We start from the raw sequence: 19225 nt of genomic DNA on the forward strand, positions 1-19225 counted from the left end.
AGCGGCGAGAGGCCTCCACGCGGCACCACGCAAAGTCTTGCGACGAACGCTATCCCGACAGTGTGTTGCGTGGACTGACCGGGAATTTGCCGCGTGCCTCAGCCGAATCGATGCGTCTTCTTGTTCCACGCCCACCTGCCGGGTTGATGCGGACACCCCACTTGGCTTCTCCTATCAACGGGTACCGGCCCGGACGTTTCGGCCGCACCGCCTGGGAATGGCTGGTGCTCGGTTGTACCGTGGTGGCACTCGGCGGCTGGGGCGCCTGGTCGTCGTATCTGGAACACACACGCATCAGCGCCTACGAGCAGCGCCGCCTCGAAACGCAGATCCGCATCCTCGACGACCGCCTGGCCGCGCAACTGGCAAGTCTCGCCGGCGCGCTCGACGGTGTGCGCGACGCCCCCGAAATCTTCGACCGCAGCGACGCCGGTGCGCTCACCTCACGGCGACTGCGCGCGCTCCGGCGCCTGGTGCCGGGCGTGCAGACGCTGGCGCTGGTCGACACGCAAGGCGTCACCCGCGCCGCGACCGAGCCCGAGCTGGTGGGGCGCAGCGTGGCCGAACAGCCTTTTTTCACCGAGGCGCGCGACCATGCCCGCGAGCCGGATGCGCTACGGGTGCTGCGCCTGCCGGCCGGCAGCGTGCCGGGCATCGGGGAGGGCGCGGCAGTGGTCCGGACGCTCTCCAATTCCGGTGATTTCAACGGTGTCGCGTTCGGGGTGCTGGGCGACAAGAGCCTGCAGGACATGTTGGGCTCCATCATCTATGCGAGCGACATGCGGCTGACGCTGGCCACCGGGGACGGTCGCGTGCTGGCCTCGGCGGCCGGCTCGCGCGGCGACGTGGCTGCGGCGGCGGTCGCGCCGGCCGACCGCCTGGAAGCGCGTTACCAGGTGCATGTCGGCCCGCTGCGGATCGACCAGCCCCTGTTCGTGGTGGCCGAGCGCTCGCGTTCGGCGATCGATGCGCCCCGGCGCGGCCGCGCCATCGCGCTGTTCACCGTCTACCTGTGTACGTCGCTGGCCTGCGCGGCCGGCCTGTCGCTGTCGCAGCGCCGGCGCCGCGAACGTGAGCTGAGCCATCGCCTCGATCTGGAAGAACGGCGCACCGAAGCCGAGCGGCTGGACTTCATCCTGGCAGGCGGCAGCATCGGCTTGTGGGACTGGGACGTCGCGGCCCGCCGAATCGACTTCAACGGCCGTTGGCACGACATGCTCGGCCTGCGGATCGGCGACATCGGCGCCGGTCCGGACGACTGGTTGTCGCTGGTGCATCCGGATGACCTGCCCGAGCTGCGAGCAGCCATCGCCCGGCATTGGGAAAGCGACGTGTCGGTACACGAGACCGAGTACCGCGTGCGGCACCGCGACGGCAGCTGGATCTGGCTGCTCGACCGCGGCAAGGTGCTGCAGCGCGATGGCCAGGGCGCGCCGCTGCGCATCGTGGGCGCGCACATGGACGTCACCTCGCACAAGCGCGCCGACGAGGCCCTGCGCCGGAGTGAAGCGCGCTTCCGGGCGCTGACCGAACTCTCGTCCGACTGGTACTGGGAGCTCGACGCCCAGCACCGTTTCGCGCATTTCGAGGGCTACTCCGACACCGAGATCGGCATGCCGCGCGAAGACAACATCGGCCTGACCCGGTGGGACCTGGGCGCGCTCAACATGACCGACGCCGACTGGTCCCGCCACCGCGCGGTGCTCGACGCGCACGAGGTTTTTCAGGACCTGGAACTGCAGCGCCTGGACACCCAGGGCAATGTGTACTGGGTGTCGATCAGCGGCGCACCCTTCTTCGACGCGGAAGGTCACTTCGGCGGCTATCGCGGCATCGGCCGCAGCATCACCGAGCGCAAGCGGGTCGAGGACGAGATCGAGCGGCTGGCCTTCTACGACGCGCTGACCGGCCTGCCCAACCGCCGCCTGTTGCTCGACCGGCTCACCGCCGCGCTCGCGCGCTGCCGCGAGCGTTCGCTGCGTGGCGCGCTGTTGTTCATCGACCTGGACAACTTCAAGGACCTCAACGACACGATGGGCCACGACGTGGGCGACACGCTGCTGGAGCGCGTGGCCAACCGCATCGTGACCTGCGGCCGGCCCGGCGACATGGTGGCGCGCCTGGGCGGCGACGAGTTCGTGGTCATGCTCGAAGGCCTCCCCGGCGACGAGCAGGCCGCCGAAGACGCGGTGCGCGGCGTGGCAGAGCATGTGCTGGAGGTGCTCAACCACCCTTATCTGCTCGAGGGCTACCAGCACCACAGCACGCCCAGCGTCGGTATCGCGCTGTTCGACGGCGACCTCCGGAGCGTGGACGATCTGCTCAAGCGCGCCGACCTGGCGATGTACCAGGCCAAGGCGGCCGGGCGCAACACGCTGTGCTTCTTCCACCCGGACATGCAGGAAGCCGTGACCGCCCGGTCGGCCCTCGAGGCCGATCTGCGCAACGCGATTGCCCACGACGAACTGCTGCTGTATTTCCAGCCGGTGGTCGACCACCACAACCGCCTCATGGGCGCCGAGGTGCTGCTGCGCTGGCGGCACCCGGTGCGCGGCATGGTGATGCCGGGCGACTTCATCGCGCTGGCCGAGCAGACCGGGCTGATCCTGGCGCTGGGCAACTGGGTGCTGGAGACGGCCTGCCGGCAATTGGTGGACTGGGCCGAGCATGCCGACACCCGCGATCTCAGCCTGGCGGTGAACGTGAGCGCACGGCAGTTCCGGCAGGTCGATTTCGTCGAGACGGTGTTGTCGGTGCTGGAGCGCACCGGTGCGCGGCCGGATCGCCTGAAGATCGAGCTGACCGAGAGCCTGCTGCTCAACGACGTGGAAGACATCATCGCCAAGATGTCCGCGCTCAAGGCCCACGGCGTGGGCTTCTCGCTGGACGATTTCGGCACCGGGTATTCGTCGCTGAGCTACCTCAAGCGCTTGCCGCTGGACCAGCTGAAGATCGACCAGTCCTTCGTGCGCGACGTGCTCACCGACCCCAACGACGCGGCCATCGTGAACACCATCCTGGCGCTGGCGCGCAGCCTCGACCTGGGCGTGGTCGCCGAGGGCGTGGAGACCGAAGGGCAGCTCGACTTCCTGCGCCAGGGCGGGTGTACCGCCTTCCAGGGCTACTTCTTCAGCCGGCCCGCGCCGCCGCAGGAGATGCTGGCGCGCTGGTCGGTGCGCGGCCCGGTGGAGAGCGTGGCCGGCGGCTGACCGGCCCCCTGTGGCTCAGGCCGCCGGGGGGGCGCTGCCGGCTGCCTTCAAAGCCCGGGCGACCTCGCCGACCAGTGCCGGTCCACGGTAGATCAGGCCGGTGTAGAGCTGCACCAGGTCGGCGCCCGCGCGCAGCTTGGACACCGCGTCGGCCGCGCTCATCACGCCACCCACGCCGATGATGGGAAAACCCGGGCCGAGGCGGGCGCGCAACTCGGCGATGACCCGGTTGCTGGCGGCCAGCACCGGCCGGCCCGACAGCCCGCCGGCTTCGTCGGCATGGGCCATGCCCTGCACGGCGGAGCGGTCGAGCGTGGTGTTGCTGGCGATCACGCCGTCCATGCCGTGGCGCAGCAGCGCATCGGCGATGGCCTTGACCTGCAGCTCGTCGAGGTCCGGCGCGATCTTCACGAAGATCGGCACGACACGGCCGTGGGTGTAGGCCAGCAGGCGGCGACGCGTGGCGAGCGCGCCCAGCAGGTTGTCGAGCGCCTCGTCGGACTGCAGGGCGCGCAGGTTCTGGGTGTTGGGCGAGCTGATGTTCACCGTCACGTAGTCGGCATACGGATAGACGCCGTCGAGGCCGAGCAGGTAGTCCTCGGTGGCGCGCTCGATCGGCGTGGCCGCGTTCTTGCCGATGTTCAGGCCCAGCACCATCGGCGCCTTGCCCTGGCGCAGCCGGGAGCGAGAGACGTTGGCGATGAACGCGTCGAGGCCCTGGTTGTTGAAGCCGAAGCGGTTGATGAGCGCTTCTGCCTGCGGCAGCCGGAAGATGCGCGGCTTGGCGTTGCCCGGCTGCGGCTTGGGCGTGACGGTGCCGACCTCGACCGAGCCGAATCCCATGGCGCCCAGGGCGTCGATGCAGCGGGCGTTCTTGTCCAGCCCCGCGCCCAGCCCCACGCGGTTGGGAAACTCGATGCCCGCCAGCCGAACCGGATCGCGCACCGGCGCCTGTCGCCACATGGCCTGCAGCGGGGTGTTCTGGCCGCGCTCCAGCCAGTCGATGGTCAGGTCGTGGGCGGTTTCCGCATCGATCTGGAAGAGCAGGGCGCGGGCGAACGGATAGGGCAACAAGGACATTGGATAATTCTGGATCAACTCTCCCGATTCTCACCCATGACGACCCCCGCCACGCCCCCCACGAACCAGGCCGTTCCATCGCAGGACGAGCTCAAGGCCCAGGTCGGCCGCGCCGCGCTGGCTTATGTGGTGCCGGGGCAGATCGTGGGCGTGGGCACCGGTTCCACCGTCAACAAGTTCATCGACGCACTGGCGAGCATGCGCGACCAGATACCGGGCGCGGTATCGAGCTCGCTGGCCAGCACCGAACGGCTGCAGGCGCTGGGCATTCCGGTGCTCGACGCCAACGAGGTCGAGTCGCTTGCGGTCTATATCGACGGCGCCGACGAGATCGACGGCAAGGGCCGCATGGTCAAGGGCGGCGGTGCGGCGCTGACGCGCGAGAAGATCGTCGCGGCGCTGGCGCGGCAGTTCGTCTGCATCGCCGATGCGTCCAAGCAGGTCGAGGTGCTGGGGCGGTTTCCGCTGCCGGTCGAGGTGATCCCGATGGCGTCGCAGCGCATCGTGCGGAGCTTCGCGGCGCTCGGCGGCGAGGCCGCGCTGCGCATGAAGGACGGCGCGCCGCTGGTGACCGACAACGGCCAGCACATCCTGGACGTGCGGGGCCTGCGCATCACCGATCCGCTGGCCTTCGAGACCGAGGTGAGCCAATGGCCGGGCGTGGTCACCGTCGGCGTGTTCGCGCATCAGCGCGCCCATGTGTGCCTGCTGGCAGCGCCGGGCGGCGTGCAGACGCTGATCTTCTGATCGACCCCCAACACGCGCCGGCCGCGGATCAGAACTGGATGCCGTTTGGGTTCGCGGCAGGAGCCGCCGGTGTCGCAGGCGCCTGGCGCACTGCCGGCGCAACCTGCGCCGGCGCTCGCCGCTGGACGGGCGCCAACGCCGACGGCTGCGGCGCCTGGTAGTTGACCGGCAGCTGCGACTGTTTCGGATACCCGGCCAGGTCGAGGTACTGCGTCCACTCCGCGCTCGCAAAACCTTGCAAGGCCTGCGCGCCGATGGTCACGTACGGAATCGTGGTGCCGCCGCTCAACCGCGAGAACGCCGCGTTGTCTTCGGGCGTGGCGATGGTCTTCTCGACGAAAGGCACGCCGCGGCCACGCAGCAGCGAACGGGCGTCGCTGCAGGGCGCGCAGTCGGCGGCCGCATAGAAGGTAACCGGGTAGCGCTGCACCACTTGGCGCAGCTCGTAGGGCAGCACGGTGGTGTCGACGCTCGCGGGGCGGCCGGGCAGTTCGACCGGCGCGGCCGAGGCGGGCGGCGCCTTGTCGGCGGCGCTGCCGGCGGGCCGATCCGAAAAGGTGACCCGGCCGTCCGGCCCCACGATGCGATAGACCTGCTGGGCATGCGCGCCGACGGCGGCCAGCAGCAGGACGAGGGCGGCGAACCGCTCGGTGGTGAACGTCGTCATCTGCAACGCGACCTCCCTCAAGCCGTCGGCGCCATGCCCTGGTGGCGCAGCAGGGCGTCGATGGTCGGTGCCCGGCCGCGGAAGGCCTTGAACGACTCCATGGCCGGCCGGCTGCCACCGGATTCGAGAATCGCCTCGCGGTAGCGGCGGCCGGTTTCCGGATCGGGCTGGCCGTCGGCGCCGGCGGTTTCCTCGAAGGCGGCGTAGGCGTCCGCGCTCAGCACCTCGGCCCACTTGTAGCTGTAGTAGCCGGCCGCATAGCCGCCCGCGAAGATGTGGCTGAAGGTGTGGGCGGTGCGGCTGAAGGCCGGCGACTGCAGCACCGCGACGTCCTGGCGGATGGTGGCCAGCAGCGGCATGAAGTCCTGCGCCGGGTCGTGTTCGGCGTGCAGCAGCATGTCGAACAGCGAGAACTCGACTTGGCGCAGGGTGGCGAGGCCGCTCTGGAAGTTCTTGGCGGCGAGCATCTTGTCGAAGAGCTCGCGTGGCAGCGGCTCGCCGGTGTCGGCATGAGCGGTCATGTGGCGCAGCACGTCCCACTCCCAGACGAAGTTCTCCATGAACTGGCTGGGCAGCTCCACCGCATCCCATTCCACGCCGTTGATGCCCGACACGTCGTGTTCGTTGACCTGGGTCAGCATGTGCTGCAGGCCGTGGCCGAATTCGTGGAACAGGGTGATGACATCGTCGTGCGTGAGCATCGGCGGCTTGCCGCCGATGCCTTCGCCGAAGTTGCAGACCAGCTGCGCCACCGGTGTCTGCAGCCGACCGTCGTCCGGGCGCAGCCAGCGCGCGCGCACGTCGTCCATCCATGCGCCGCCACGCTTGCCGGCGCGGGCGGACGGGTCCAGGTAGAACTGCCCGACCAGCACCGGCGCCTGGCCCGACGGACGGGCGCGTTCGATGCGATAGAACTCCACGGTGGGGTGCCACACGGGCGCCTGGTCGCGGCGAATCTGCACGTCGAACAGGGTCTCGACGATCTTGAACAGTCCGGCCAGCACCTTGGGCGCCGGCAGGTATTGCTTCACTTCCTGCTCGCTGAAGGAATAGCGTGCTTCCTTGAGCTTTTCGCCGACATAGGTCCAGTCCCAGGGCTGCGGATCGGCCAGGCCGAGTTTCTCGATGGCGAAGGCGCGCATGTCGGCCACGTCCTTTTCGCCATAGGGCTTGGCGCGGCGCGCCAGGTCTTGCAGAAAGGCGATGACTTCGGCCGGCGACTCGGCCATCTTGGGCACCACCGACACTTGGGCGAAGTTGTCGTAGCCCAGCAGACGGGCTTCCTCGCGGCGCAGCGCCAGGGTCTCCTTGATGATGGCGCTGTTGTCGAACTTGCGTTGCTCGTCGGTGCCGATTTCGCTGGCGCGGGTGACGTAGGCGGTGTAGAGCGTGCGGCGCAGTTCCGAGCTGTGCGCGAACTGCATCACCGGCAGGTAGCTCGGCATCTTGAGGGTGAGCTTGTAGCCCTCGCGGCCGGCGGCTTCGGCGGCGGCACGGGCCGATGCGATCGCGTCTTCCGGCACGCCCGCCAGCTCTTCGAGCGTGGCGTAGTAGGCGAAGGCGTCGGTGGCGTCGAGTGCGTTCTCGCTGAACTTCTGGCTGAGCTCGGCCTGGCGCTCCTGCAGCTCGGCGAAGCGCTCACGGGCCGCGCCCTGCAGTTCGGCGCCCGACAGCACGAAGTTGCGCATCGCATTCTTGTGCGCCTGGCGCTGTTCGGCGTCGAGCACGGCGGTGTCGATCGACTTGTACTTGGCGAAGAGCCGTTCGTCGGCGCCCAGTCGGGTCCAGAACTCGGTGACCTTGGGCATGGCCGCGTTGTAGGCCGCGCGCAGTTCTGGCGTGTCGGCAACCGCGTTCAGGTGGCCGACGACACCCCAGGCGCGGCCCAGCCGCTCGGTGGCCACGTCGAGCACCTTGGCGATGGCGCTCCAGTCGGCGGGGAAGTCCGGGGCGGTGACGGTTTCGAGTGCCTGCTCGGCCTCGACCAGCAACTGGTCGGTGGCAGGCGCCACGTCCTCGGGTCGGACGCGATCGAACAGGGGCAGGTCGGAGAAGTCGAGCAGGGCATTGGTCATGCCCTTGATTTTGCGCCAGCCGGCCGGGGTTCAAGCCCTCGCGCGATAGATGCTGACGATTCCGGCGATCAGCCGGCGGCGCGTTCGGCCGCTTCGATGGTGTTGACCAGCAGCATGGTGATGGTCATGGGGCCTACGCCGCCCGGGACCGGGGTGATCCAGCCGGCGACCTGCGACACGCTGGCGAAGTCCACGTCGCCGCAGAGCTTGCCCGCATCGTCGCGGTTCATGCCCACGTCGATCACCACCGCGCCGGGCTTGACCATGTCGGCGGTCAGCACATTGCGCTTGCCGACGGCCGCGACGATCACGTCGGCCTGGCGCGTCATGGCGCCGAGGTCGGGCGTGGCGCTGTGGCAAATGGTGACGGTGGCGCTGCGGGCCAGCAGCATCAGGGCCATCGGCTTGCCGACGATGTTGCTGCGGCCGATCACCACCGCATGCTTGCCGCGCGGATCGAAGCCGATCGAGTCGAGCATCTTCATGCAGCCGTAGGGCGTGCAGGGCCAGAAGCCCGGTGTGCCGGTCATCAGCGCACCGGCCGACGCCACATGGAAGCCGTCCACGTCCTTCTCCGGCGCGATCGCCTCGATCACCTTCACCGCGTCGATGTGCGGCGGCAGCGGCAGTTGCACCAGGATGCCGTGGATGGCGGGGTCGAGGTTGAGCGCATCGACACGGGCCAGCAGCTCAGCCTCGGACAGGGCGGCGTCGTACTTCTCCAGCACCGAATGCAGGCCGTTGTCCTCGCAGGCCTTGACCTTGTTGCGCACGTAGACCTGGCTGGCGGGGTTGTCGCCGACCAGCACCACGGCGAGGCCCGGCACGGTGCCGCGTTCGCGCAGCGCGGCGGCGCGTTGCGCGACCTCGGTGCGAAGTTGGCGGGAGAGGGCGTTGCCGTCGATGGTCTGGGCGGTCATGGCAGGAAAGGCGGTCTGGTCGGGAGAAATGAAAAGCGCCCGCGGGCGGCTGCCAGCGGGCGCGGTGTGGGTGTCGGTATCAGGCTTTGACGACAGCGGCGGGGTGGGCGGCGTGATTGCCATGGGCGCCGTGGGTCTGGCCGAGCGCGATCTTCAGCAGGTCGGCGACGGTGTTGGCATTGAGCTTTTCCATGATGTTGGCGCGGTGCGCCTCCACCGTCTTGATGCTGATGCCCAGGTCGTCGGCGATCTGCTTGTTGAGCCGGCCGGCGACGATGCGTTCGAGCACCTGCGCCTCGCGCGAGGTGAGCTTGGCCAGCAGCGCGTCGCGGCTGGCGGCCTGCTGCGAGTCGGCGAAGACTTCCTTGGCGTGGTCGAGCATGCGTTCGACCACGGCGACGAGTTCGTCTTCCTTGAACGGCTTCTGGATGAAGTCGAGCGCGCCCTTCTTCATGGTGTCGACCGCCATCGGCACGTCGCCGTGGCCGGTGATGAAGACGATGGGCAGCGGCGACTTGCGCTCGATGAGCCGGTCCTGCAGCTCGATGCCGCTCATGCCGCCCATGCGGATGTCGACGACGAGACAGGCGATCTCGCGAGGGTCGTAACGGGAGAGAAATGACTCGGCGGACTCGAAACAGCGGACGCGGAAGTCCTTGCCTTCGAGGAGCCATTGCACGGAATCGCGGACGGCTTCGTCGTCGTCCACCACGTATACCGTGCCTTTTTTGGGAATCAAGCTCATGCGGTCACGCCCGGTTTTTGTGGGTTGGCTGGAATGGAGTTGTCTCTAGCCGGTAGCAATGGTATCCAGAAGGAAAAACGGCAACCGGCGACCTCCGGACCATTGTAGAGGTTCTCGGCGTGCATGCGGCCCTGATGCGACTCCACGATGCTGCGGCACAGGTTCAGTCCCATGCCCATGCCTTCGGACTTGGTGGAGAAGAAAGCCTCGAACAACCGGTCCAGCACTTCGGGCGCCAGGCCGCCGCCGGTATCGAGTACGGTGAACTCGATGGCCGGCTGCATCTCGACCTGCTTGGGCAGCACCCGCAGCTCGACGCTGCGTCGCCCCGACGGCCGACCGGCGTTGTCGACCGATTCGGCGGCGTTGCGCATCAGATTGACCAGCACCTGCTCGATGAGGATCGGGTCGACCATCAAGGTGGGCAGGCGTGCCGCGACGTAGTGCGACAGTCGGATGCTGCGCCGCCGCATCTCGATGTCGGCCAGCTCCACCGCTTCGGCCACCATGCTGGCCACGTCCGAGGGTGTGCGGTTGGGTTCGCTGCGTTTCACGAAGGCGCGGATGCGCTGGATGATCTGGCCGGCGCGTTGCGCCTGGTGGGCGGTCTTGTCGAGCGCCGACAGCAGCATCTGCGGATCGGCGTTGCCGCCCTTGATGCGCGAGATGAGGCCGCTGCAGTAATTGCTGATGGCGGTGAGCGGCTGATTGAGTTCGTGCGCCACCGACGAGGCCATCTCGCCCATGGTGATCAGCCGGCTCACCGACTGCGCTCGCTCTGCCTGCGCGGCCGCCTGTTCCTCGGCGTCGCGGCGGCTGGTGATATCGGTGGCGATCACCATCTGGGCGAGACGGCCATCGACCCAATTGAGGTAGCGCGAACGCACCTCGAGCCAGCGGCCGAGCGCGGGAATGAAGATCTCCGAGTTCTCGGTCTGGGCCTGGGTGAGCGACTCCGTGGGCAGGCCGGCCAGGCCGTCGACGTCGTCCAGGGTGTCTTCGCCACCGGCGCTGGCCGGCTGCAGGCCAGCCTGCGCGGCCATCTGCAGATGGCCCTCGGCTTCGGCGCCGAACCACTGGCGGTAGAGGCGGTTGGCGAAGAGGATCTCCTGGCTGCCGATCGGCGCCACCGACACCGAGGCGTCCAGGGCCTCGAGCACGATGGTGAATCGCTCGTGCGAGGCGGTGAGCTGCGCGCGGATGCGGTTGGGCTCGGTGATGTCGGTCATCGAGGTCATCCAGCCGGTCTGCTGGCCGCGCGGGTCGATGAGCGGCGACACGTAGAGCCGGGCGTCGAAGATGGCGCCGCTCTTGCGCTTGACGCGCACCTGGAAACCGCCGGGCTTGTGGTGGCCGGTGAGCTCGTCGTTGAGCAGGTCGGCCAGGTGGGTGTGGTCTTCCTCCGGCCAATAGGAATAGGGCGGGGTCTGGCCGACCAGCTCGCTCTCGGTCCAGCCGGTCATCTGGCAGAAGGCAGCGTTGACGTAAGTGATGCGGCTTTCCATGTCGAGGGCGCGCATGCCGGTCAGCACCGAGTTTTCCATGGCCCGGCGGAAATACGTCTCGGCGATGAGCGCCTGCTGGGCCTGCATGCGGCGCCGCGTATGGCGCCAGTTGGCGATGAGCATCCAGGCGGTCATCGCGCTCAACATGCCGACCAGCCAGAAAAAGCCGCTGCCCACTACGCCGAGCGAGGTGCGGTAAGCCTGCGCGTGCAGCACCAGCGCATTGCCCACCGGCGACACCGGCACCTGGTAGGTGATGGAGTTCGCGCCCCAGGGCACGAGGCGCTTGGCGCCGGTCTGCGGTGCCAGCGGCGTGCCGGCGAGCGGCCGGCCGCTGCCGTCCTGCAGCGTGACCGCATAGCGGGCCAGCACCTCGCTGGGCACGCCGTAACGCAGCAGGCTGTCGATGGAGTATTCGGCCAGCAGCACGCCGGCGAAGTGGCCCTGCACCGAAAGCGGAATCTGCAGCTGCAACAGCGTGGTCGGCAGCACGCCGCCGACCGGCTGCGAATAGATGGGTTGCTGCAGGTCGCGGGTGAGGCTGAACACGCCTTCGGTCTCGCCCGGTCGCAACACGTCGTCGGTGCGGCGCAGCCAGGTGGCGGGCAGCGACGGCGCCGCGTGGCTGGCCAGCACCTTGCGCCGTTCGTCGATCCAGCTCAGCGCCTGCAGCTCGGGGTACTGGCTGATCAGCGACTCGGAGCGGCTGTTGAACTCCTGCCGGTCGATCTCCTCGTTGGCGATGTCGCGCGCGATGCGCATCAACTGCTCCTGCCGCTCCAGCAAGCGCAGCCGCAGCCGCTGCTGCGCGTATTCGACGTCACGCCGCACCGCTTCGTGCTCGCGCTCGAGTTCCTCGCTGCGCAGATAGGAAAAGGCGGTGGCGATGGCCGCCAGGAACAGCAGCACCGCGGCCAGCGGGGCCAGCATGGCGAACCGGTCCTGGCGCTGCGGTGACTGGCGCTGCCACCAGTGGCGCCACAGCGCGGCGGCGCGCGCAGGCCAGCGGCGCGTGCGCGGGGAGGCTTTGGAATGGTTAACCATGGTGGTCAAGTGTAGGCGCCGGGGGTAGAAAGTCTGCTGCACTGCAGCATCGTTTTTCATTATATGAAACCAACATGCACGATTCGAAATGAAAAGAAAGTGTGAGAAACTCGCCGCCGCCCGTGCCGGACCGGCACCCCCTCTTGGAGACAAGCATGTCAGCCCTACCCGACGACTCGATCGGCGCCGCCGCGCGCAACCCGCAGGATTCCGACGCGCAGGAAACCCGTGAATGGACCGACGCGCTCAAGGCAGTGATCGCCAGCGAAGGCCCGGAGCGTGCGCACTTCCTGCTGGAAAAGCTGCTCGACGAAGCCCGGCAGAGCAGCATCGACATGCCCTTCTCGGCCAACACGGCCTACGTGAACACCATCGCCCCGGACGCCGAAGCCCGCACCCCCGGCAACAACGACATCGAAGAACGCCTGCGCGCCTACATGCGCTGGAACGCGATGGCCATGGTGGTCAAGGCCAACCGCCTGCACCCCGAAGACGGCGGCGACCTGGGCGGCCACATCAGCTCCTTCGCCTCGCTGGCCACCATGTTCGGCGCCGGCTTCAACCACTTCTGGCACGCCGAGAGCGAAGGCCACGGCGGCGACCTGCTCTACATCCAGGGCCACAGCTCGCCCGGCATCTACGCCCGCGCCTTCCTCGAAGGCCGCCTCACCGAAGAGCAACTCACCAACTTCCGCCAGGAAGTCGCCGGCAAGGGCCTCTCGAGCTATCCACATCCCAAGCTGATGCCCGAGTTCTGGCAGTTCCCTACCGTCTCGATGGGGCTGGGCCCGCTGATGGCGATCTATCAGGCGCGCTTTCTCAAGTACCTGCATGCCCGCGGCATCGCCGATACCGCCAACCGCAAGGTCTGGGCCTTCCTGGGCGACGGCGAAATGGACGAGGTCGAATCGCTCGGCGCCATCGGCGTTGCCGCGCGCGAGAAGCTCGACAACCTGATCTTCGTCGTCAACTGCAACCTGCAGCGCCTCGACGGCCCGGTGCGCGGCAACGGCAAGATCATCCAGGAGCTCGAAGGCGAGTTCCGCGGCGCGGGCTGGAACGTCATCAAGCTGCTCTGGGGCAGCTACTGGGATCCACTGCTGGCGCGCGACAAGGACGGCGCCCTCAAGAAGATCATGATGGACACGCCCGACGGCGACTACCAGGCCTTCAAGGCCAACGACGGCGCGTTCGTGCGCAAGAACTTCTTCGGCCGCGATCCGCGCACGCTGGAAATGGTCTCGCACATGAGCGACGAGGACATCTGGCGCCTGCAGCGCGGCGGCCACGATCCGCAGAAGGTGTTCGCCGCCTACGACGCTGCCGTCAAGCACGAAGGCCAGCCCACCATCCTGCTGATCAAGACCGTCAAGGGCTTCGGCATGGGCAAGGCCGGCGAGGGCAAGAACACCGCCCACCAGGCCAAGAAGCTGACCGACGAAGACATCAAGACCTTCCGCGACCGCTTCAACATTCCGATTCCGGACGACCAGCTCGCCGACATCCCGTTCTACAAGCCGGCCGACAACACGCCGGAAATGCAGTACCTGCACGCCCGCCGCAAGGAGCTCGGCGGCTACCTGCCGCACCGCCGCGTGAAGGCCGACGAGACCATCGCCGTGCCGCCGCTGGAAGCCTTCAAGGCCGTGCTCGACCCCACCGCCGAAGGCCGCGAGATCTCCACCACGCAGGCCTACGTGCGCTTTCTCACCACGCTGCTGCGCGACAAGGCGCTGGGCCCGCGCGCGGTGCCCATCCTGGTCGACGAGGCCCGCACCTTCGGCATGGAAGGCCTGTTCCGCCAGATCGGCATCTACAACCAGGACGGCCAGAAGTACACCCCGCAAGACCGTGACCAGGTCTCCTACTACAAGGAAGACAAATCCGGCCAGATCCTGCAGGAAGGCATCAACGAGGCCGGCGGCATGGCCAGCTGGATCGCGGCTGCGACCTCCTACAGCACCAACAACCGCATCATGGTGCCGTTCTATGTGTACTACTCGATGTTCGGTTTCCAGCGCATCGGCGACCTGGCCTGGGCGGCCGGCGACATGCAGGCGCGCGGCTTCCTGCTGGGCGGCACCTCCGGGCGCACCACGCTCAACGGTGAAGGCCTGCAGCACGAAGACGGCCACAGCCACATCCTGGCCGGCACCATTCCCAACTGCATCAGCTACGACCCGACCTTCGCCCACGAAGTCGCGGTGATCCTGCACCACGGCCTGGTGCGCATGGTGGAGAAGCAGGACAACGTCTACTTCTACCTGACCCTGCTCAACGAGAACTACGCCATGCCGGGCCTCAAGGAAGGCACCGAAGAGCAGATCATCAAGGGCATGTACCTCTGCAAGGAGGCGATGCTGGCCAAGGGCCCGAAGGTGCAGCTGCTGGGCTCCGGCACCATCCTGCGCGAAAGCATCGCGGCGCAGGAACTGCTGGCAGCCGACTGGGGTGTTTCCGCCGACGTGTGGAGCTGCCCGAGCTTCAACGAACTCGGCCGCGACGGCCAGGACGCCGACCGCTGGAACCTGCTGCACCCGACCGAGAAGGCGCGTGTCTCCTTCGTCGAACAGCAGCTCTCCAAGAGCGAAGGCCCGGTCATCGCCTCGACCGACTACATGAAGGCCTACGCCGAACAGATCCGCCCGTTCGTGCCGGCCGGCCGCAGCTACCGCGTGCTGGGCACCGACGGCTACGGCCGCAGCGACTTCCGTACCGAACTGCGCAAGCACTTCGAGATCAACCGCCACTACATCGTGGTCGCGGCGCTCAAGTCGCTCGCCGACGACGGCAAGCTGCCGGCCTCCAAGGCGGCCGAAGCCATCGCCAAGTACGGCATCGACGCCGACAAGCTGAACCCGCTCTACGCCTGACGCATTTCCGGAGACTCACGATATGGCATTGGTGGAAGTTAAGGTCCCGGACATCGGCGACTTCAAGGATGTCGCGGTCATCGAGCTGCTGGTCAAGCCGGGCGACACCGTCGCGGCGGACCAGTCGCTGATGACGGTGGAGTCGGACAAGGCCTCGATGGAAATTCCGTCGTCGGCTGCGGGCGTGCTCAAGGAGCTCAAGGTCAAGATCGGCGACACCGTCAACATCGGCGACCTGATCGCGACGCTGGAGTCCGACGCGACGGCGGCCCCGGCGCCCGCTGCGGCTGCGGCTGCGCCGGCCCCGGCTGCTGCCCAGGCGAGCGCGCCCGCTCCGGCGCCTGCCGCGCCGGCCCCGGCGCCAGCCGCATCGGCTCCGGCTGGCCCGGTCGAGATCAAGGTGCCCGACATCGGCGACTTCAAGGACGTCTCGGTCATCGAGGTGCTGGTCAAGCCCGGCGACACCATCGCGGCCGAGCAGTCGCTGATCACCGTCGAATCCGACAAGGCCTCGATGGAGATTCCCTCGTCGGCCGCCGGCGTGCTCAAGGAACTCAAGGTCAAGGTCGGCGACGTGGTGAACATCGGCGACCTGGTCGCGATCCTCGAAGGCAGCGCTGCGGCCGCGCCGGCTCCTGCCGCCGTTCCGGCGCCGGCTGCACCTGCGCCCCAGGCCGGTGCCGCAGCTCCGGCTCCCGCACCCGCCGCGCTGGCCAGCAAGCCGGTCGAACGCACCGATCCCAACGCGGCACTGCCACCGCACCAGCCGGGCAGCGCCACCGGCGCGCTGCCGCACGCATCGCCCTCGGTGCGCAAGTTCGCCCGCGAACTCGGCGTGCCGTTGGAAGAGGTCAAGGGTTCCGGCGCCAAGGGCCGCATCACCCAGGAAGACGTGCAGAACTTCACCAAGGCGGTGATGTCCGGCGCGGCCTCCACCAAAGCGTCCTCGGCCAAGGCCCCGGCGACCTCGGGCGGTGGCGACGGCGCTGCACTGGGTCTCATCCCCTGGCCCAAGGTCGACTTCGCCAAGTTCGGCCCGGTCGAACGCAAGGACCTGTCGCGCATCAAGAAGATCAGCGGCGCCAACCTGCACCGCAACTGGGTGATGATTCCGCACGTCACCAACAACGACGAGGCCGACATCACCGAGCTCGAAGCCTTCCGTGTCTCGACCAACAAGGAGAACGAGAAGAGCGGCGTCAAGGTGACCATGCTCGCCTTCGTCATCAAGGCGGTGGTCGCTGCGCTCAAGAAATTCCCCGAGTTCAACGCCAGCCTCGACGGCGACGCTCTGGTCTACAAGCAGTACTTCAACATCGGCTTCGCGGCGGACACGCCCAACGGCCTGGTGGTGCCCGTGCTGAAAGATGCCGACAAGAAGGGCATCCTGCAGATCAGCCAGGAGATGTCCGAGCTCGCCAAGAAGGCGCGCGACGGCAAGCTCGGCGGCGGTGACATGTCGGGCGGCTGCTTTTCGATCAGCTCGCTCGGCGGCATCGGTGGCACGCATTTCACGCCCATCATCAATGCACCGGAAGTCGCCATCCTCGGCTTGTCGAAGGGCCAGATGAAGCCGGTGTGGGACGGCAAGGCCTTCGTGCCGCGCCTGGTGCTGCCGCTGAGCCTGTCGTATGACCACCGGGTCATCGACGGTGCGTCGGCCGCACGCTTCAACGCGTACCTGGGCCAGCTGCTGGGCGACCTGCGTCGCATCACACTCTGACCATGGCTAACCTCCAGGCTTCGCGCACTGCGTGTCGCTACGCCAACCCCCTTCCAGGGGACAACACCGGCGGTCCGGCGAAGCCGGTCCCACGGTGTTCCCTGGCAGAAGGACAGCCGGAGTACATCGAATGACCACGGTAGTCGTCGTAAGAAAGAACGGCCAGGTCGCCCTGGCCGCCGACACGCTGGTGACCTTCGGCGACACCCGGCTGAAGCACCGTTTCGAGGACAACTCCAAGATCTTCGCACTCGACACGCCGGCAGGCACCACCTACGTCGGCATGGCCGGCACGGTGGCGCACTTTCCGGTGCTGCGCAAGTCGCTGGCGGCCATGGCGCCGGAGCAGCGGCTGTTCGGCAGCAAGGACGAGATCTTCGACACCTTCTCGCGACTGCATCCGGTGCTGAAGGACACCTTCTTCCTGCAGACCAAGGAAGACGACAACGACCCGTACGAGTCCAGCCAGTTCAGCGTGCTGCTGGCCAATCCGGCGGGCATCTTCGGCCTCTACAGCTACCGCGAGGTCTTCGAGTTCAAGGAATTCTGGGGCATCGGTTCCGGCCGCAGCTTCGCGCTGGGCGCCATGCACGCGGCTTACGGCCGTGCCAAGACCGCACGCGAGATCGCGCAGGCAGGCGTCGATGCCGGCTGCGAGTTCGACCGCAACTCCGAAGGTCCGGTCAACCTGTTCACCCTCAAATTGAAAGCTGACAAATGAGCCAGCAAGACATCGCCGTCCCGGATATCGGCGACTTCAAGGACGTCCCGATCATCGAGATTCTGGTCAAGCCCGGCGACACGATCGCGGTCGATCAGAGCCTGGTCACCGTGGAGTCCGACAAGGCCTCGATGGAGATTCCCTCGTCGGCCGCCGGCGTGGTGAAGGAAGTCAAGGTCAAGATCGGCGACGCGGTGAGCCAGGGCAGCGTGCTGCTCAGCGTGGAGACCGACGGTGCTGCGGCGCCCGCGCCCGCGCCGGCCGCAACGCCTGAGGCCGCGGCCGCCGCACCGGCACCAGCCGCCACGCCCGCCGCGACGCCCGCTCCGGCTGCCGCCGCTCCCTCGCGCGCCGCCGGCCCGGTCTCCGATCAGCCCGGCGCCGACTACGACGTCGTCGTCATCGGCGGCGGCCCCGGCGGCTATTCGGCCGCCTTCCGCGCGGCCGACCTCGGCCTGAAGGTCGCCATCGTCGAGCGATACACCACGCTCGGCGGTGTCTGCCTGAACGTCGGGTGCATTCCGTCCAAGGCGCTGCTGCATGTGGCCGCGGTGATGGACGAGGTGAAGCATTTTGCCGACCTCGGCGTGAGCTACGGCGAGCCGTCGCTCGACATCGACAAGCTGCGCGGCCACAAGGAAAAGGTCATCGGCAAGCTCACCGGCGGGCTGGCCCAGATGGCCAAGATGCGTAAGGTGACGGTGCTGCGCGGCCTCGGCGCCTTCACCGGCGCGCACACGCTGGAAGTGGCCGAAACCACTGGCGCGGGCCAGGAAAAAACCGGCAAGACCCAGTCGGTGAGCTTCCGTCGCGCCATCATCGCGGCCGGCTCCCAGGCGGTGCGCCTGCCGTTCCTGCCGGACGATCCGCGTGTGGTCGACTCCACCGGCGCGCTGGGCCTGACGTCGGTGCCCAAGCGCATGCTGATCGTGGGCGGCGGCATCATCGGCCTCGAAATGGGCACGGTGTATTCCACCCTCGGCGCGCGGCTCGACGTGGTTGAAATGCTCGACGGCCTGATGCAGGGCGCCGACCGCGACCTGGTGAAGGTCTGGCAGAAGATGAACGCGCCACGCTTCGACAACATCATGCTCAAGACCAAGACCGTCGGCGCCAAGGCGACCGAGGCCGGCATCGAGGTGACGTTCGAAGGCGAGGGCGCGCCCAAGGAGCCGCAGGTCTACGACCTGGTGCTGCAGGCGGTGGGCCGCTCGCCCAACGGCAAGAAGGTCGGCGCCGACAAGGCCGGTGTCGAGGTCACCGACCGGGGCTTCATCAACGTCGACATTCAGCTGCGCACCAACGTCAGCCACATCTTCGCCATCGGCGACCTGGTCGGCCAGCCGATGCTTGCGCACAAGGCGGTGCACGAAGGCCACGTGGCGGCCGAAGTCATCGCCGGCGAACTGCTGGGCGACAAGGAGTTGGCCTCCACCGTGTTCGACGCGCGGGTGATTCCGAGCGTGGCCTATACCGATCCGGAAGTGGCCTGGGTCGGCCTCACCGAAGACCAGGCCAAGGCGCAGGGCGTGAAGGTGGAGAAGGGCCTGTTCCCCTGGGCGGCTTCCGGCCGGGCCATCGCCAACGGCCGCGACGAAGGCTTCACCAAGCTGCTGTTCGACGCCCAGACGCACCGCATCGTCGGCGGCGGCATCGTTGGCACGCATGCGGGCGACATGATCGGCGAGATCGCGCTGGCCATCGAGATGGGGGCCGACGCGGTGGACATCGGTCGCACCATCCATCCGCATCCCACGCTGGGTGAGTCGATCGGTCTGGCGGCGGAGGTGGCGCACGGCAGCTGCACCGACGTACCGCCTGCACGCAAGAAGTAAATCGCAAGACCGCCCTGGCGACAGGGCGGCAATTCGCCGACGAGGCGCGGCGCCAAACAAAAAGCCCGGTGGAAACCGGGC

At 67.8% G+C, this 19225-nt stretch carries 12 protein-coding genes; 6 read left to right on the forward strand and 6 right to left on the reverse strand.

Annotated features, from left to right (window positions below; translation table 11 throughout):
• Positions 1–161 precede the first annotated feature (161 nt).
• Positions 162–3209 carry a bifunctional diguanylate cyclase/phosphodiesterase gene (locus tag R9X41_RS07425; RefSeq protein WP_318634241.1) on the forward strand — a complete coding sequence of 1016 codons (3048 nt, stop codon included), beginning with the start codon at positions 162–164 and terminating at the stop codon, positions 3207–3209.
• A 15-nt stretch (positions 3210–3224) separates the two neighbouring features.
• On the opposite strand, the gene R9X41_RS07430 is transcribed toward R9X41_RS07425, so the two are convergent.
• Positions 3225–4289 carry a quinone-dependent dihydroorotate dehydrogenase gene (locus R9X41_RS07430; RefSeq protein ID WP_318634242.1) on the reverse strand — a complete coding sequence of 355 codons (1065 nt, stop codon included), beginning with the start codon at positions 4287–4289 and terminating at the stop codon, positions 3225–3227.
• 36 nt (positions 4290–4325) lie between these two features.
• Between R9X41_RS07430 and rpiA the strand changes: the two genes are divergently transcribed.
• On the forward strand, positions 4326–5036 hold the full coding sequence (rpiA, locus tag R9X41_RS07435) for a ribose-5-phosphate isomerase RpiA (protein WP_318634243.1): 711 nt from the start codon (positions 4326–4328) through the stop codon (positions 5034–5036).
• Positions 5037–5064: 28 nt separating this feature from the next.
• Here the strand turns inward: rpiA and R9X41_RS07440 are convergent, their stop codons facing one another.
• From R9X41_RS07440 to R9X41_RS07460, 5 genes are all read right to left on the reverse strand, one after another.
• Positions 5065–5703: a glutaredoxin family protein gene (locus tag R9X41_RS07440; RefSeq protein ID WP_318634244.1), complete on the reverse strand. Its 639-nt coding sequence runs from the start codon at positions 5701–5703 to the stop codon at positions 5065–5067.
• Between the two features lie 17 nt (positions 5704–5720).
• A complete protein-coding gene (locus R9X41_RS07445) occupies positions 5721–7778 on the reverse strand; it encodes a M3 family metallopeptidase (protein ID WP_318634245.1) in 2058 nt (685 codons plus the stop codon).
• Positions 7779–7846: 68 nt separating this feature from the next.
• Positions 7847–8698 carry a bifunctional methylenetetrahydrofolate dehydrogenase/methenyltetrahydrofolate cyclohydrolase FolD gene (gene folD, locus R9X41_RS07450; RefSeq protein WP_318634246.1) on the reverse strand — a complete coding sequence of 284 codons (852 nt, stop codon included), beginning with the start codon at positions 8696–8698 and terminating at the stop codon, positions 7847–7849.
• A 79-nt stretch (positions 8699–8777) separates the two neighbouring features.
• Entirely contained in the window at positions 8778–9443 is a 666-nt protein-coding gene (locus tag R9X41_RS07455) for a response regulator transcription factor (protein WP_318634247.1), read from the reverse strand.
• Positions 9440–11992, reverse strand: coding sequence for a PAS domain-containing sensor histidine kinase (locus R9X41_RS07460; RefSeq protein WP_318634248.1), 2553 nt, complete (start codon positions 11990–11992; stop codon positions 9440–9442). The genes R9X41_RS07455 and R9X41_RS07460 overlap by 4 nt, the downstream gene beginning before the upstream one ends.
• Before the next feature lie 155 nt (positions 11993–12147).
• Between R9X41_RS07460 and aceE the strand changes: the two genes are divergently transcribed.
• The 4 genes from aceE to lpdA all read left to right on the forward strand — a co-directional run bounded on the left by aceE (position 12148) and on the right by lpdA (position 19144).
• Complete coding sequence (gene aceE, locus R9X41_RS07465; protein WP_318634249.1) at positions 12148–14865, forward strand: pyruvate dehydrogenase (acetyl-transferring), homodimeric type; 2718 nt, start codon at positions 12148–12150, stop codon at positions 14863–14865.
• A 22-nt stretch (positions 14866–14887) separates the two neighbouring features.
• Positions 14888–16588, forward strand: a complete 1701-nt coding sequence (aceF, locus tag R9X41_RS07470; protein WP_318634250.1) for a dihydrolipoyllysine-residue acetyltransferase — start codon at positions 14888–14890, stop codon at positions 16586–16588.
• A 130-nt stretch (positions 16589–16718) separates the two neighbouring features.
• A complete protein-coding gene (locus tag R9X41_RS07475; RefSeq protein ID WP_318634251.1) occupies positions 16719–17309 on the forward strand; it encodes an Ntn hydrolase family protein in 591 nt (196 codons plus the stop codon).
• The gene (gene lpdA, locus R9X41_RS07480; RefSeq protein WP_318634252.1) at positions 17306–19144 is read left to right on the forward strand and encodes a dihydrolipoyl dehydrogenase; all 1839 of its coding nucleotides are present in this window, start codon (positions 17306–17308) and stop codon (positions 19142–19144) included. The genes R9X41_RS07475 and lpdA overlap by 4 nt, the downstream gene beginning before the upstream one ends.
• Positions 19145–19225 lie beyond the last annotated feature (81 nt).

The sequence above is a fragment of the Xylophilus sp. GOD-11R genome, assembly GCF_033546935.1.
Taxonomy (GTDB): domain Bacteria; phylum Pseudomonadota; class Gammaproteobacteria; order Burkholderiales; family Burkholderiaceae_C; genus Xylophilus.

Excerpts from the sequence above, each read along its gene's own strand:
- R9X41_RS07430 (WP_318634242.1), bottom strand. The coding sequence starts at position 4,289 with ATGTCCTTGTTGCCCTATCCGTTCGCCCGCGCCCTGCTCTTCCAGATC.
- rpiA (WP_318634243.1), top strand. The coding sequence starts at position 4,326 with ATGACGACCCCCGCCACGCCCCCCACGAACCAGGCCGTTCCATCGCAG.
- R9X41_RS07440 (WP_318634244.1), bottom strand. The coding sequence starts at position 5,703 with ATGACGACGTTCACCACCGAGCGGTTCGCCGCCCTCGTCCTGCTGCTG.
- R9X41_RS07445 (WP_318634245.1), bottom strand. The coding sequence starts at position 7,778 with ATGACCAATGCCCTGCTCGACTTCTCCGACCTGCCCCTGTTCGATCGC.
- folD (WP_318634246.1), bottom strand. The coding sequence starts at position 8,698 with ATGACCGCCCAGACCATCGACGGCAACGCCCTCTCCCGCCAACTTCGC.
- R9X41_RS07455 (WP_318634247.1), bottom strand. The coding sequence starts at position 9,443 with ATGAGCTTGATTCCCAAAAAAGGCACGGTATACGTGGTGGACGACGAC.
- R9X41_RS07460 (WP_318634248.1), bottom strand. The coding sequence starts at position 11,992 with ATGGTTAACCATTCCAAAGCCTCCCCGCGCACGCGCCGCTGGCCTGCG.
- aceE (WP_318634249.1), top strand. The coding sequence starts at position 12,148 with ATGTCAGCCCTACCCGACGACTCGATCGGCGCCGCCGCGCGCAACCCG.
- aceF (WP_318634250.1), top strand. The coding sequence starts at position 14,888 with ATGGCATTGGTGGAAGTTAAGGTCCCGGACATCGGCGACTTCAAGGAT.
- R9X41_RS07475 (WP_318634251.1), top strand. The coding sequence starts at position 16,719 with ATGACCACGGTAGTCGTCGTAAGAAAGAACGGCCAGGTCGCCCTGGCC.
- lpdA (WP_318634252.1), top strand. The coding sequence starts at position 17,306 with ATGAGCCAGCAAGACATCGCCGTCCCGGATATCGGCGACTTCAAGGAC.